Genomic DNA, 14465 nt, shown 5'->3' on the forward strand with positions numbered 1-14465 from the left:
GCGATGGTCGGTTAGCCATCGAATGATTTGGCGCATGATTCCTCGTGAATCTGATGCGCCTTTAATTTTGCCCATTTTTACACTATATTTTTTATAACTTTTCGAGTTAGTTATTTTGTACTTGTATGAAATTTATAATATGATAGCTTTATACTAAACGTTGTAGGGATAATGACTTAATGAGCATTTATAATTATTTAGTGAAAAAAACAAACGGTGAGATACTTTCGATGGAAACGTATCGAGATCAAGTCATGTTGATTGTGAATACTGCAAGCAGTTGTGGATTTACTTTCCAATATGAAGACATGCAAAAGTTATATGAACGCTATGCCGATAAAGGGTTCACAGTTCTTTCGTTTCCATGCAACCAATTTGGCGAGCAGAACCCGGAGGACGGTGAAACGTCTGCAAGACAATGCAAGCTTCAGTTCGGAGTTACATATCCAGTGTTTGATAAAATCGAAGTGAATGGCAATGAAACACATCCGCTGTTCAATTACTTAAAACATGAAGTGGATTGTCCGGAATTTGTTCGTGAGACATTACAGCAAATCCGCTTATACAACACAATCCAAACGAACTACCCGGAATACTTAATTGGCCGCAATATTCGCTGGAATTTCACGAAGTTCCTGGTAGACCGTAATGGCCGTGTCATCCGTCGATTCGAGCCGGATGATTCATTCCTTGATATCGAAAAGGCAATCGAAGAATTATTGGTGCCGGCAGCTGTAAAATAGTTTGAAAATATTTAAAGAGGCCTAGACATAACCCAAAAAAGCTATTTTTCTCTGAGAGAAAAATAGCTTTTTTTTGCTGAGCGTTGAAATTGATTTCCATTCCGGGACGCTTTCCGCGGGCGTGGCCTGAGCCTGTAGTCTCAGGCGTCACGCTATTCCCGCAGGAGTCGCCCTGCATTCCAATCAATTTTGCAAAATATCCGTTTCTTAATAAAGGATTTCCTGTTATTTATCGGTTATTCTACTTATGTCCCAGTTTCTTTAAATTATGCATTTTTCTTCGTTCTTGTAGTCGTTGTCCGCTTTCTCGTTTTCGGTTTCTTCGTTTTATCAAGGGATGCTTGCAATGCAGACATCAAGTCGGTCACATTATCAGGCAACGGTCGTTTTTCGTTTGCAACAACAGTACTTTCCGTTTTCTTTTCCTCGATTAGCTGCATAAGGGCTGTCCGGTAATCATCGGTGTATTTCGTCGGATCAAACTCGGTTGTCAATTGTTCAACAAGCATAAGAGCCGTATCGAGTTCTTTTTGCACGACGGCTTCGACACTTGGGATATTCGGTACATCCCCGACATCCCGCACTTCATCCGGAAAATGAATGATTTCCATCACTAATGCGTTTTTATAAACACGGACAATGGCCAATTGCTCCTTTGATCGAATTGTAATTTTAGCTACACCGATTTTACCGGATTCCTCCAACGTTTTTCGAAGTAGCACATAGGCTTTTGCACCCGTATTGTCAGGAGATAAATAGTACGTTTTTTCAAAATAAATCGGATCGATTTCTTCCAGCTTCACAAAATCTATAATCTCGACGGATTTATCTTCGTTTTCCTTGCGTAAATTTTCCAGGTCCTCCTCATCCAAAACGACAAATTTGTTCTTTGTATATTCGTATGCCTTTACGATATCTTCATCTTTCACCTCTGCCTGACAGCCTTCGCACACCTTTTTGTAGCTGATTGGTGTATGGCATTCTTTATGGAGCTGTCGGAGCTTTACGTCTTTATTTTCAGTTGCCGCATGTAGTTTTACCGGAATATTTACTAAGCCGAAGCTAATACTACCTTTCCAGACAGTATGCATGTTGTCACCTCATTTTTCCTTACTATGGGACTAAAATTTTAATTTATGTATCGTCTGCGAAAAAAAACAAAGGATAAATACAAAAAACGAAAGTTGGCCTTTATGTGAAACCTATGTTATTAACCGATGCACCGGAAATTCCGTTAGGTGATGATTGGTTATACGAAACAAAATATGACGGTTATCGCGCTGTTTTAATTTGGGAAAAAGGTAATCGGTTGCCAATACTGAAAAGCCGGAATGGGAATATTTTAAACGAAAAATTCCCTGAAATTATTCATTATTGTGAGCGTATTTATGAAGAAATCGAAGCTTACTTACCGCTTAGCTTTGATGGGGAAGTCGTATATTTAATAAACAATTTTAAAAGTAAGTTCTCGTATGTGCAAAAGCGTGGGAAAATGACGAACCAAAAAAATATTGAAACAAGCGCACAGACTTTTCCGTGTCATTATATTGTGTTCGATTTACTGAAATTAAAAGGGAAAGATAAGGGAAATAGCCGGTTAACGACAAGAAAACAATTACTATCCGACTTTTTTGAACGTCTCAATTTAGCTGGAACGATACAATATACCGATTCAAGAAAACTGCAAATGATTGATGTATTTGAGGATTCGCATTTACTTTGGCTAAACGTAAAATCCCATAATGGGGAAGGGATGATTGCCAAAAAACGTAACAGCAAATGGATGGAAGATACGAGAACGAAAAGCTGGCTGAAAATAAAGAACTGGAAACTCGTAAATGTTATTCTTACGAAATTTGATCAGTCAAACGGTTTCTTTAATGGGGCAATTTATAAAGAAAATACCCTTTTGGAGATTGTGTCGTTTAAACATGGTTTATCTGAAGAGGAAAGCAAAACGTTGACTACCTTTTTTAAAACAAATGGGACACTGGTGACAAAAGGTATTTTTGATATACCTCCCTCAATTTGTGTAACCATTGCTTGTATTGATTTTGACGGCACTAAATTAAGGGAACCGCGCTTTCATTCATTCCAGCATCATCTGGAAGCAACAGATTGTAACTGGCAGCAAATGCAAAGGCAGTTAAACCCGATTCCGGAAAATTTAACGATCACAAATCCGGATAAACCGGTGTTTCCCGCAAGCAATATTACGAAGAATGATTATTTATATTATTTGCAGACGGTTTCGCCGATGCTGCTGCCTTTCCTGCAGGACCGGTTGTTGACGGTGATCCGTTATCCGCACGGCGTTCCGGGAGAAAGCTTTTACCAGAAAAACTATACTGAAAATTTGCCTGATTTTGTTACGACACAGTTAGTGGACGACACCCATTTTATTTTATGTAATAACATTGAATCCCTTTTATGGTTGGGCAATCAGCTCGCTTTGGAATTTCATATTCCGTTTCAGCCGGTCACTTCAGAGCAGCCGACAGAAATTGTCTTTGATTTGGATCCACCATCCGTTGATGAATTCGGATTGGCGGTAGATGCTGCATTAAAATTCAAATCGATTTTAGATTATTTTGAACTGACAAGCTATATCAAAACGTCAGGCGGGAAAGGTATGCAAATTTATATCCCATTGCCGCTTCACACGTTTTCCTATGAAGAAACAGGTGTGTTTACAGAGTTTATTTGCCGTTTCCTTGCACAGCAATATCCTGACTCCTTTACAATCGAGCGGATGAAGAAAAATAGAGGGAAAAGGCTCTATTTGGATTATGTCCAGCATAGGGAAGGTAAAACGATTGTTGCACCGTATTCAGCTCGCGGCAATGATAAAGGATTGATTGCCACCCCGTTATTATGGGAAGAAGTAAATGAAAAATTAACACCTCATCTTTTCACAATACCAAATGTAATCAAGCGTTTAGAAAGCATAGGCAATCCCTTTAGAGATTTCAGGGAAGCGGGTGAGCGTCAGGCTTTTCGAGATGTTCTGGACCAAATAAAGGGTAAGTAAATGTTTAAAAAGCCTTCGCAAGTTACGCGAAGGCTTTTACATTATGAAGGGTTAATGACAATAGGCGTATCCTCATGATGGTTATGGTGACTCGGTGCTAGTTCATACGCAATGAGCGTAACATTTAATTTTTGCTCCAGTTGTTTAATGGCTTCAAGTTTGGTCATATCCAGTTCCGCAAATTTCGTATCTTTCACAAAAGCACATCCTTTATCGTTTAGCTTTAGTATGAAAAGTTAATTTATATTTATCCATGTTGTATGTTATTGGTAAGCTGGTGGAGACAAATAAAAAAGAGAGATAAAATTATCTCTCAAGAATTTATCGCATTATAGTTTAATGGATGAAGAATATTCGTAAATACATCTTTTTTTACAATAAAGTAAGTTTTCTTATTATATGTAACGACGACTTGCCCCGGTTTAACAAATACTTTCGCTGTTTTTAAATTAGCATATGGTGCCCCTAATAATTTTGAAATGTTCATGATCATTACCCCTTTTTAAGTTTCTATTTTCGTTATTCCCAAAATAATAATAGCTTGAAACTCTTTCGAATAGATTTTTGCTGTAAAAAGGTCTTAAGTAACAAATTCACTATATGAGTATAGAATAAAAGACCTGAGCATCCACTCAGGTCCATAAAGTGACCAGTTATTATAATGTATGTTTCCTAGATGCAAATTATTACTACTTCAAAACTTTAACTTTGTATCTTAACTACCGGAATATAAATATCACAAATCTTCCCATCATCGAGCATACAACGATCATCGTATAGTTCGAAATCGTTACAACCCGGTGCGTACTCATAACCGGAATTGGGGAACCATTCATTAAAAATATAATTCCACGTTCCTTGAATAGCAGCTACAAAATTTATTGCATCAGAAGGAGGCGTTGAAAAGACAGCATAAGTTGCAGGAGGTACTTCACAAACATGGTATTCGTCAGCAATTTTAGCACCTTCTTTCGCTTCGACCCCTATTACATACTCAAATTCACCGGTAGTCGGGTCTTCCGGGAAGCATACACCGTATTCATCGTGCTTTTTAATAAAGTTTTCCGAATGAAGTTTTTCCATTCTTCCGCCACTTATATAGTCGTCCCAAAAAGCCGGGATTGCGGTAGAGTTTTCGCCGCCAGTTGACGTCGTTTTAAGGACATAACCAGCAAGATTAATAGCAGGCAGTGTGACAAATTTAGGTTCCATAACAATTCCTCCGATAAAGTATTTGTACGTGCAGGCAAGGCTTGGCGGAAACGGACGATTACTGTGCGCATGCAGACGGTAAGTTCCTGGTGAACAGCCGTAATGACGCCGAAAAGCTTTACTGAATCCAGAGTGAGTTTCAAATCCATATTCTATTGAAATATCGAGAATCCGCTTGCCCGTAGAAAGTTCATGTGCGGCAAACGCAAGTCGGCGGTTCCGGACATAGTTCATCACCGAATATCCGGTACCCCATTGGAATACTCGGCAGAAATGCCATGTTGAATAGCCCGCTTGTGCAGCCAAAATATCCGGACTTATATTTTCAGTAATATTCTCGTCAATAAACTCTAAAATCATCTGTAAAGTTTCTCTTGTGTCCATTTAAATTCCCCCAGCTGTAAAGTGATTCGTACAGTAAAATCAGTATACCAAAGCTCCGGTGGAAAACTGTTCCAAAATTGCGGTATTTGGAAATTAAATAAAAAAAGATGCATTATTGTATTTGAAATTGAATTAGATCAAACTCTTCAAGATTTACCGTAATTAATAGAGAATATAGATATGCCAAATAACGAATCTACAGGATTTAGAGGAGTGCACCTGGATAAATGCCAGTGCACTTTTTTATATTCAGAATAAGATGAAATAGAGCCATTGGAACAATAGGCAAAGGAGGCGGGATCATGACTTCAGTTTTAAAATGCGTCGAATGCAATAGACCTGCACGGTTATTAAAAGAGACAAGGGAACAAGATAAAAATGGCAATGATTTTGTAAGAAAGGTGTATGAACGGATTTGCCTTTGCGGCGGTGAAATTAAACCGGTAATGGAATAGTGCTTTGAACAGTGTGTATTGGCACTTCTTTTGTCGGTATTTACTGTTGAGAGTATCTGGATCCTGTTAATAGCCTTTGTGTAGCTTTTAGTTCTGTACTATATAGGAGGTAGTAAATTATATGGATTGGTTAGAAAAGGCTGCAGAAAATTATGCGAAAATCAAGAAAGATCAGGAGAATCAAAAACAAATTAAAGAAATTTATCCAGAAAAGGTAAGAGAATTATGGGCTTCCTTCAAGCATATTTACGATACTATTGGCAGTAAATTTGGCAATTCCACTATTTTTACGAGCAACCTCTATCATATGGAATCAGTAATTGGCGATGTAGTGATTAGAGGAAGAGCAAAGCAAGCATACAAGGCAATTGGATATTACGGTTCGGTCATCATTTTTATCGAATATATTAACTCTAATCGTATTGGAAATGTTCATTTCCATGAATTGTTGTTAGGATATGTAAATGGAGAGCCGGCGTGGATTTATCGAGGGTTAGTGGATGGAAAAATAAGCGACATAACCTTTGAAAAGGCGGATATTGAAAATATATTTAAAAGCGCCTTATCAATTTACTTATAGTACAAACAAAAGGTGTTCCTGTCGAATGCCTTTTTACATTGATAATTTTTTTCCATACGAAAATTGGTTTATTAAAATTGCCTCTTTATTAAAACCCATTACAAATTAAAGTTATTAACGCTATAATACCTCTAGAGGTGAAGAGAATGTTTATTTCAGAAACAACAGTAGAAGTACGCTATGCGGAGACCGATCAGATGGGGGTCGTTTATCATGCCAATTATCTCGTTTGGTGCGAAATTGGGCGTACAAAGATTGTGAAGGATTTAGGATTTAACTATGCGAAACTTGAAGAGGACGGGTATTTATCGCCTGTTATGGATTTCTCGATTCAATACAAAGCGGCGATGCGCTATGGTCAAACAGCTACAGTTCGCACATGGATTGAGGAACATACGAAGCTGCGCACTACATACGGCTATGAAATTCTGCATGAAGACGGCACCGTTGCAGTAACCGCGAAGTCTCAACATATTTTAGTGAAAAAGGAAAACTTCCGTCCGGTCGCGTTGAAAAAGATTGATGCGGCATGGGATGCCAAATATGCGGAAGTTGCGAAAATTCAAAGTTAATCGACATGTCCTGTTAAATTAATAACAGGGCATTTTTTCTTTAATGAACAGACGAATATTGTTATAATCATATACGACCAAACGGAACTGTATATAAAAAACTATGGGGGAGGTGTGTTCATGGCACCAAAAACAATCGCAAATATTCAAACCCGCTGTCATATTTTATTGACGAATACGGCACGAGAAGCGATGAAGGAGCATGTTCCAGATGAACACGCCTTTTTTAATTTACAGCAATATTTCATTGTCGCGATTGAAAAAGTATCGGTTGATGCAGAACAAACGCATTTGAGCATCTTTTTCGATAATGATAAAAACGTAAAACTAAAAAATAAATTTGACGAACGCGTCGTCATTATGGACTGTGTATTTGACCGGAAAAACGGACTTGTGGCGAAAAGCTTTCGAACACGCGGCAAAGGGACACCGGTTGTCACAAATCGCCGCGCCACAATGAAAATCCACTTCGTCGCTTCCCGTATTAGTGGCCATACATACCAGGAACCGTTTCTAAAAGCCATTGATGAACTGCCGATTGCACAGGAACGCTTTGATTATGTCAATAAACGGATCAGCAGCTGGGAAGGCTATTTAAAAGTGTTAAACAAAAATGCGGACATTGAAGATATTCATGCCCGTTTTTCAAGTGTCACATTTGATGCAGACTTTTCTCATATGACCGTGCGTATTAACAACCTCGATAAAAAGCAGTGGAAACAGCTGGAGGGCCTTAGTGCGCGTTTACGCGGCTATGTCCAGGAAATCGGGGATGTGGCGAAAATCCGCCGCAACGAAAATACCGTTGAAATTGCCTTAAAACCGTATTACAGCAATTTGGCGCGGAGAAATGAGCTTCAGTTCCAATCGGAAGACATCGAATTCTCTAATGCCGCGACGAAATCACAGTTAAAACGCTTATTAAAAGGATTTGAACGGTTAAAAGAAGGATTGGCTGCAAATGCGAACCTCGAAACAATTTTATTCGAAGATAAACCGGTTATTGCCGAGCGCAAAAAAACGGTTCCTCTCGATTTCCATAACCGGCTGAATCAGTACCAGCAGCAAGCAGTCGAAGGGGCGATCAGTTCCGAAGATCTGTATGTCATTCAAGGTCCGCCGGGTACCGGTAAAACGACGGTAATTTCGGAAATTTGCTATCAAAATGCAAAAGCGGGTCTGAAAACGCTTGTTGCTTCCCAATCGAACTTAGCGGTCGACAATGCATTAAGCCGGCTTTTATCGAACAAAGATATCCGGATTTTGCGTTACGGCCGTACGGAAAGCATTGAAGAAGAAGGGAAGAAGTTCATCGAGGAAAATGTTGCGTCGTATTGGCAGGAGCAGACGTTTGAAGCAATCGGCCATGAAATTTCGCTGCATGAGAAAAAAGAACAGCTTTTAAATGATGAAATCAATGAAGCGCAAAATGAGATTACCGCGCTTGAACAAAAACAAAAAGAGCTGGAACTTCAAATTGAACAAAAAGAAGCGGCAAAAGCAGAATTGCATGTTCTGGCCGAAAAGATTCTGGCATTAAAAAAAGAATTGACCGAATGTAAAAAAGAACTGGAAGACAATGAACGCAAACTGGAGAAACTGCAGGCGACAGGGAGCACAGTAGCCGAAACTGTTGCCAACTTTGAACAGCAAGTTAAAGACGGATTGTCAGTCGAACAACTGACAGAACAAGCGCAACAGTTGAAAGAAGCGAGAGAAAACTACCAGCAGCAACTTACGCAAAGTCATTATAAGGCGCAGCTTGATCAATTCCAGCAGCGTTTTGATGCAGTTAAGACGAAAATTGAAAAGGCCAATGAAACGTCACAGTATGATCTGCTCGTTGATAAAATCGCTTCGTTGAAAAAAGTGTATGAAATAGAGGAGTTCATGAGTGAATACAATATTCGCCGGAACTATGCGATGGACCGCTTACTTACGGCACTTGATCGAATTCAGCCGCAAATGGAGCAGTATAAGCCGATCAAAGATGTGAAAGAACGTCTGGAAAAGGCATTGCACTACAGTGAAACGGCGTTAGGGATTCATGTAACACCGGATAGACTGGATATGGGGCATCATTATACACTGGAAGAGATTCAGGAGTTTTTGACGAAGCTGAGTATTGCTTTTAGGGACCGCCGTGTAAATGCTCAAAACGGCACCCGCTCCATTCAGGGAATTCATTTGCGCATGCAATACATCGAGCAGCTGAACAATAAATATATGGATGCAATCCGTGAAACCGTACTAATTTTCGAAAAGCTGAAAGAGGAAATCATCCTACAGTTCAAAGAGCAAAATGATGTGAAGGCACAGCATCTTCAGCAGCTGGAAGAAGAGGCAACAACGGTTAAATCCCAAATGGATACAATCAATGAAAAAATCGATCCGTCGATTACGCTGAATCATACAACAGATGAGCTGGAAGAACTGCTCGCAACAAATGAGCTGGATCAGATGAAAACTGAAACACAGCGCCAAAACCGTGAAAAAGTGGAGCTTCAACTGAACAAAAAAGCGGAAGAGCTGGCAATTTTAAATGAACAGATTGCCCTTGGTACTGAGACGGTCGAACAGTTAACAGTGCGCTTTAAAGGGATCAACAGCGAAGGCGTACAGCTTGAAAAACGCCGCACAGAACTTGAACAGCTGACAAAACTGAACCCTGAGCAGGCAATCATTGAAGTAAACGAAAAGATTACACTGCTTACAGAAAAGATCGAGACGCTAGAAGTGAAAATCAGTTTGCTTCCGGTAACAGCAGAACTCCAAAACGAATGGCATGGGTTACTGAAAAATGCCAATGCCCATGACTTGGATGAAATTCGCAAATTGTACGTGAAACATGCCAATGTAATCGGCACAACATGTGTTGCCTCGGCGAATAAAGAGTTTATGGACAACTACCCGACATTTGATGTCGTCATTATTGATGAAGTTTCAAAAGCAACACCACCGGAACTGTTACTGCCGATGTTAAAAGGCGCAAAAATTATTTTAGTTGGGGATCATCACCAATTGCCGCCGCTTGTAGGCGATGCGACCTTTGAAGAAACATTGGAGCAAGTTGTGAAGGAAAGTACAACATTTGAAGAAAAACGGGAGCTTGAAAGATTACTCGAAGAATCATTGTTTGAGCGTTTATATAATAATTTGCCGTCGCAGAACAAAACGATGCTTGCCCTTCAGTATCGTATGCATAAAAATATTATGTCAACTATTACACCGTTTTACGAAAATGAATCCGAACAGCTGCAATGTGGGTTAGAAGATTCAGATGCTGTACGAGATCATTTCCTTGAAACATCCAAAATTACACGAAATCATCATTTGCTATGGCTCGATATACCGAATGCCAAACCATTTTTTGAAGAGCGGATGAAGGAAGGCTCAAGTTTATTCAATTTAGCTGAGCTGGAACAGATTAAACAGCAGCTGCTCGAATTAAATGCCGCAACGGAGCAGGCAAAGGCACAAGGTCTGATTCCACACGACGCATTAAAATCGGTTGGCGTTATTTCATTCTACGCGGAGCAGGTAAAGCGCATTAATCGTTTGATCGAGCAGGAGATCAGTGTACCGCATTTACACATCCGTACTGGATCGGTCGATAAATTCCAGGGGATGGAGATGGATGTCATTATTGTCAGCATGGTGCGGAATCATGACAATGAGCGCGGAGAAATCGGCTTTGCGAAAGATTACCGACGTCTCAATGTTGCCTTATCCCGCGCCCGGGAACTGCTCATTATGGTCGGCAGTACCGAAATGTTTACGAAGCGTCCAAAGAGCGCGAAAACAAGGGATATGTATGCCCATGTCTTAACGACAGTCAAAGAACAGGACGGCTATTTTGCTGTGTAGAAACAGGGGGATTGGATTGAATGGATTTACAAGGAACAGTTTTACAGCTGCAGAAAGAACTCGGCCAAAACCCATCCATTGAAATCAAAAAGCAAATGCAATATGCCATTCCGATTCATACATTGGAAGTGAAATATCATCCCGTGATGCGCAATGCCATGGATATTTTAATGAAGATGATGCTCATTTCCTTTGAAAAGGCAAAACTGAAAAATGTGGAGCTCTTAGCCGAAATTTTATTGGTGGAACCGTTATTTATTCATGATTTGACGAATAAAATGTTACGACTCGGCATGATAGTGAAAGAACAGGAATTTGCGCTTACTGCTAAAGGGAAAGCACAGCTGGAATCGGGCATTTTTGAAGAGGAACTAGAAGAAACAAGTTACTTCATTCAATACAGTCCGATTCATGAACAGCCATTGGAGGGGGACCTGGAAGAATTCGCGGATTTGGAAGAGTTTCCGGAGCCTTTCCCGACAATGGATACAGAAGAAATTGAAGCGATTGAAGAAACATTGCTCGTTGATTTCATTCAACAGCAGCTTTCCGAACAACCGGTGGCGGAAGACGAAGTTCCGCACTATATAACGAGTGTTGTGTCGACGGAATCGATCCAGATTAATGATATACCGGTCCTATGTTTTTTATTGTTCGATCAAAAGGAAAACAGACATTTTGTACGTGTATACAATACGTTGACACGTGTATGGGATGAGCGGCTGGAAACTATCTTATTCAATATAGAAAAAGAACAGCTTCAGGATGAGTAAAATAATATTTTTTGAATTATTGCAAAACTATAAAGTACATGATACACTAATGACAATTTAATAGTCTTATCAAGAGAAGCGGAGGGACTTGGCCTTATGATGCTTCAGCAACCTCTAGTCCAACTAGAAAGGTGCTACTTCCAGCAAGGTGTTGACCTTGGCAGATAAGAACGGGTAAAAGCCCCTCTCAATTCTGTTTTGCTGGAGTGAGAGGGGCTTTTTATGTTGTTCTGGAACGGTTCGTTTCGCTCGTAAAACAATGCAATGCCTGAACACAACTGATTATTAAAAGTATTTTGAAATAGTTTATGAGGGGGAAAGTGAAATGCCGATTAATATTCCGAAACATTTACCGGCGGGTGAGTTGCTTAGAAAAGAGAAGATTTTCGTCATGGAGGAAGACCGTGCGAAAACGCAGCAAATTCGACCGCTAAATATTTTAGTGTTTAATTTAATGCCTGAAAAAGAGAAAACCGAGCTGCAGTTGCTGCGCTTACTTGGGAATACACCATTACAGGTAGATGTCACTTTTTTAAATACGGCTACATACGAATCAAAAAATGTTTCCAAATCGCATTTAGATACATTTTACCGAACATTTGACCAAGTGAAGCATCGTCGTTTTGATGGTCTCATTATTACGGGTGCGCCAGTAGAGAAGATGGACTTTGAAGATGTCGGCTACTGGAACGAAATTACGCATGTGATGGACTGGGCAAATGAACATGTTACTTCAATCATGTATATATGTTGGGGCGCACAGGCTGCTCTGTACCACCATTTTGGCATTGGAAAATTCGAATTGCCGAAGAAATGCTCCGGTGTATATTCCCATGTGATTACGGATTTAACAGTAGATTTAGTGCGTGGTTTTAGTGACGAGTATGTGGCACCGCATTCGCGCCATACATCGGTTTCAATTGATGAAGTACGGGCACATCCCGACTTGCGTTTACTCAGCTATTCGGATGATGCAGGGGTGTTTATCGTTCAATCGAAAAATAATAAACATATTATGATTACAGGGCATCTGGAATATGATGCAACGACATTATCGGATGAGTACTTCCGCGATATCGAGAAAGATCCAGACAATACGGATATTCCGGTTAACTATTTCCCGAACAACGACCCGCTGCAGGCACCGAAAAATGTTTGGCGTGCCCATTCGCATCTATTGTTCTACAACTGGCTGAATTACTACGTATACCAAGAAACACCGTACGAATGGCATTATGTTGATGAGAATATTGAATATCATATTTAATGCTTATAAATGAAATGAACCAGCAAGAGGTGTACTCCTGCTGGTTCGTTTTATTTAATCGCGACCCAGGCACGTTCGCGTTCGATCTGCAAACTGATTTCCCGCCCGAAGAAATCGCTTAATAATTCATCTGTTAAAACTGTTTCCCGTGCATTGGCTTCGATATTTTTTCCGTCTTTCATTAAAAGCACATGGCTAAAGCAAGGCAGAATTTCTTCTACATGGTGCGTCACATAGATGAGGGTAGGGCCGTTTTCAGCGTGTGCAATCTGTTCAATCGTCTGCAGTAAGTTTTCCCGTTCGATTAAGTCCAGCCCGCCACACGGTTCATCCAATATGAGAATTTCGGGATCTGCCATAATGGCCCTTGCGATTTGAACACGCTGCCGTTCACCTTGTGACAAATGCTCGAATGATTTATTTGCTAAATGGTCACAGTGAAAATGCTTCATAATGGAAACCGCATGATCAATTTCTTCATCTGTCACTTCATCGAATAGTCGAAGGGCACCGAATTTTCCGCTGAGCACGATTTCAATCGCATTATCCTGCCAGTTGAAATTATCGATCATCGCGTTGCTTACCCAGCCGATCCGCGTCCGCATCTTCGGTATATAGGTCTTGCCATATGTTTCGCCCAATACTTGGACGCTTCCTTCATTTGGCCATATATAGCCGTTAATGACTTTCAACAACGTCGTTTTACCTGAGCCGTTCAACCCTAAAATGGCCCAATGCTGTCCCTTTTGGACATGCCAGCTTAAATCGTTTAAAATCTTTTTGTCATTGCGATATAAATGGATATTTTCAATATGTATCATTTTAAAAACACCTCCACTTACTACTATGCACTTTTTTCCATTGTTACGAAAGTATTTTTTGAAAATTGTAACAATTCAAATGTAAAAAAAGAAAGCAAACGCATAATGCTTGCTCTCTACCTATTTTTATATAACGACACTTTCTACACCTGCTGCGCGGTGGAACAGCTTTCCGTTCCATTTGAGCGCCCATTGTACGACAGGCCCTAAGCCGAACGCCATAAATACCGTACCGACTCCGACCGGTCCGCCCAATATAAAACCTATAATAGCAACCGTTACTTCCATTGTTGTACGTGCACGGTTGACACTCCAGCCAAGACGGTGAACCAACAGCAGCATTAACGTGTCACGAGGCCCTACACCAAGGTTAGCCACCATATACATGCCGCAGCCGAAGCCCAGCAGGATAACGCCAACAACAAATGCCAATGTTTGTTCAAACAGTGTATTCGCATCCGGTAATACAATCATAAATATATCAATAAAAATACCTGTCAGGAACATGTCCAAATACGTTCCGACTTTCGGCAATCTTTTCGTGAAAAACGTATCAACAGCCAGAATGAGCAAGCCTAAAATGATAGACCAAGTCCCGACCGTTAAGCCCAAGTTTTTTTGTAGTCCGATATGAAGGACATCCCATGACCCAACGCCAAGTATTTGTCCTTTGATCGTTAATGTCACGCCTAATGATAAAACAATGATGCCTGCAATAAAAAATACGCAGCGCCAATAAAATTCCTGTTTCGCTTTCACA

14 protein-coding genes and 1 riboswitch are annotated in these 14465 nt (G+C 40.2%); of the genes, 8 read left to right on the top strand and 6 right to left on the bottom strand.

Features of this window, described 5'->3' with window-relative positions:
- The first annotated feature begins 179 nt into the window (after positions 1–179).
- Positions 180–743 carry a glutathione peroxidase gene (locus tag MKY51_RS08075; RefSeq protein WP_339176401.1) on the top strand — a complete coding sequence of 188 codons (564 nt, stop codon included), beginning with the start codon at positions 180–182 and terminating at the stop codon, positions 741–743.
- A gap of 266 nt (positions 744–1009) precedes the next feature.
- Here MKY51_RS08075 and MKY51_RS08080 read toward each other — a convergent pair whose 3' ends face one another.
- On the bottom strand, positions 1010–1834 hold the full coding sequence (locus tag MKY51_RS08080; protein WP_339176402.1) for a Ku protein: 825 nt from the start codon (positions 1832–1834) through the stop codon (positions 1010–1012).
- Between the two features lie 104 nt (positions 1835–1938).
- Between MKY51_RS08080 and MKY51_RS08085 the strand changes: the two genes are divergently transcribed.
- The gene (locus tag MKY51_RS08085) at positions 1939–3774 is read left to right on the top strand and encodes a DNA ligase D (RefSeq protein ID WP_339176403.1); all 1836 of its coding nucleotides are present in this window, start codon (positions 1939–1941) and stop codon (positions 3772–3774) included.
- 41 nt (positions 3775–3815) lie between these two features.
- Here MKY51_RS08085 and MKY51_RS08090 read toward each other — a convergent pair whose 3' ends face one another.
- From MKY51_RS08090 to MKY51_RS08100, 3 genes are all read right to left on the bottom strand, one after another.
- Entirely contained in the window at positions 3816–3971 is a 156-nt protein-coding gene (locus MKY51_RS08090) for a uroporphyrinogen-III decarboxylase (protein WP_339176404.1), read from the bottom strand.
- 116 nt (positions 3972–4087) lie between these two features.
- Positions 4088–4261 (bottom strand): hypothetical protein, encoded by a 174-nt coding sequence (locus MKY51_RS08095; protein ID WP_251688012.1) that lies wholly within the window; start codon positions 4259–4261, stop codon positions 4088–4090.
- 215 nt (positions 4262–4476) lie between these two features.
- Positions 4477–5370 carry an AraC family transcriptional regulator gene (locus MKY51_RS08100; RefSeq protein WP_339176405.1) on the bottom strand — a complete coding sequence of 298 codons (894 nt, stop codon included), beginning with the start codon at positions 5368–5370 and terminating at the stop codon, positions 4477–4479.
- A 302-nt stretch (positions 5371–5672) separates the two neighbouring features.
- Between MKY51_RS08100 and MKY51_RS08105 the strand changes: the two genes are divergently transcribed.
- The 6 genes from MKY51_RS08105 (at position 5673) to metA (ending at position 12884) form a co-directional block, all read left to right on the top strand.
- On the top strand, positions 5673–5825 hold the full coding sequence (locus MKY51_RS08105; protein ID WP_339176406.1) for a hypothetical protein: 153 nt from the start codon (positions 5673–5675) through the stop codon (positions 5823–5825).
- 121 nt (positions 5826–5946) lie between these two features.
- Positions 5947–6405 carry a hypothetical protein gene (locus tag MKY51_RS08110; protein ID WP_339176407.1) on the top strand — a complete coding sequence of 153 codons (459 nt, stop codon included), beginning with the start codon at positions 5947–5949 and terminating at the stop codon, positions 6403–6405.
- 146 nt (positions 6406–6551) lie between these two features.
- Positions 6552–6977, top strand: coding sequence for a thioesterase family protein (locus tag MKY51_RS08115; RefSeq protein WP_339176408.1), 426 nt, complete (start codon positions 6552–6554; stop codon positions 6975–6977).
- 120 nt (positions 6978–7097) lie between these two features.
- The gene (locus tag MKY51_RS08120) at positions 7098–10844 is read left to right on the top strand and encodes an AAA domain-containing protein (protein WP_339176409.1); all 3747 of its coding nucleotides are present in this window, start codon (positions 7098–7100) and stop codon (positions 10842–10844) included.
- A 20-nt stretch (positions 10845–10864) separates the two neighbouring features.
- The gene (locus MKY51_RS08125; RefSeq protein WP_339176411.1) at positions 10865–11617 is read left to right on the top strand and encodes a nucleoside-diphosphate sugar epimerase; all 753 of its coding nucleotides are present in this window, start codon (positions 10865–10867) and stop codon (positions 11615–11617) included.
- A 63-nt stretch (positions 11618–11680) separates the two neighbouring features.
- A riboswitch (SAM riboswitch) is annotated at positions 11681–11788 on the top strand.
- A gap of 154 nt (positions 11789–11942) precedes the next feature.
- On the top strand, positions 11943–12884 hold the full coding sequence (gene metA / locus MKY51_RS08130) for a homoserine O-succinyltransferase (protein WP_339176412.1): 942 nt from the start codon (positions 11943–11945) through the stop codon (positions 12882–12884).
- Between the two features lie 50 nt (positions 12885–12934).
- On the opposite strand, the gene MKY51_RS08135 is transcribed toward metA, so the two are convergent.
- Both MKY51_RS08135 and MKY51_RS08140 read right to left on the bottom strand, forming a co-directional pair.
- Positions 12935–13705 carry an ABC transporter ATP-binding protein gene (locus MKY51_RS08135; protein ID WP_339176413.1) on the bottom strand — a complete coding sequence of 257 codons (771 nt, stop codon included), beginning with the start codon at positions 13703–13705 and terminating at the stop codon, positions 12935–12937.
- A gap of 126 nt (positions 13706–13831) precedes the next feature.
- Entirely contained in the window at positions 13832–14464 is a 633-nt protein-coding gene (locus MKY51_RS08140) for a YitT family protein (protein WP_339176414.1), read from the bottom strand.
- Position 14465 lies beyond the last annotated feature (1 nt).

This window comes from Solibacillus sp. FSL R5-0691 (assembly GCF_037974225.1).
Taxonomy (GTDB): Bacteria; Bacillota; Bacilli; order Bacillales_A; family Planococcaceae; genus Solibacillus.

Coding starts and splice junctions, on each gene's coding strand:
- MKY51_RS08075 (WP_339176401.1), top strand. CDS start 180: ATGAGCATTTATAATTATTTAGTGAAAAAAACAAACGGTGAGATACTT.
- MKY51_RS08080 (WP_339176402.1), bottom strand. CDS start 1,834: ATGCATACTGTCTGGAAAGGTAGTATTAGCTTCGGCTTAGTAAATATT.
- MKY51_RS08095 (WP_251688012.1), bottom strand. CDS start 4,261: ATGAACATTTCAAAATTATTAGGGGCACCATATGCTAATTTAAAAACA.
- MKY51_RS08100 (WP_339176405.1), bottom strand. CDS start 5,370: ATGGACACAAGAGAAACTTTACAGATGATTTTAGAGTTTATTGACGAG.
- MKY51_RS08105 (WP_339176406.1), top strand. CDS start 5,673: ATGACTTCAGTTTTAAAATGCGTCGAATGCAATAGACCTGCACGGTTA.
- MKY51_RS08110 (WP_339176407.1), top strand. CDS start 5,947: ATGGATTGGTTAGAAAAGGCTGCAGAAAATTATGCGAAAATCAAGAAA.
- MKY51_RS08115 (WP_339176408.1), top strand. CDS start 6,552: ATGTTTATTTCAGAAACAACAGTAGAAGTACGCTATGCGGAGACCGAT.
- MKY51_RS08120 (WP_339176409.1), top strand. CDS start 7,098: ATGGCACCAAAAACAATCGCAAATATTCAAACCCGCTGTCATATTTTA.
- MKY51_RS08125 (WP_339176411.1), top strand. CDS start 10,865: ATGGATTTACAAGGAACAGTTTTACAGCTGCAGAAAGAACTCGGCCAA.
- metA (WP_339176412.1), top strand. CDS start 11,943: ATGCCGATTAATATTCCGAAACATTTACCGGCGGGTGAGTTGCTTAGA.
- MKY51_RS08135 (WP_339176413.1), bottom strand. CDS start 13,705: ATGATACATATTGAAAATATCCATTTATATCGCAATGACAAAAAGATT.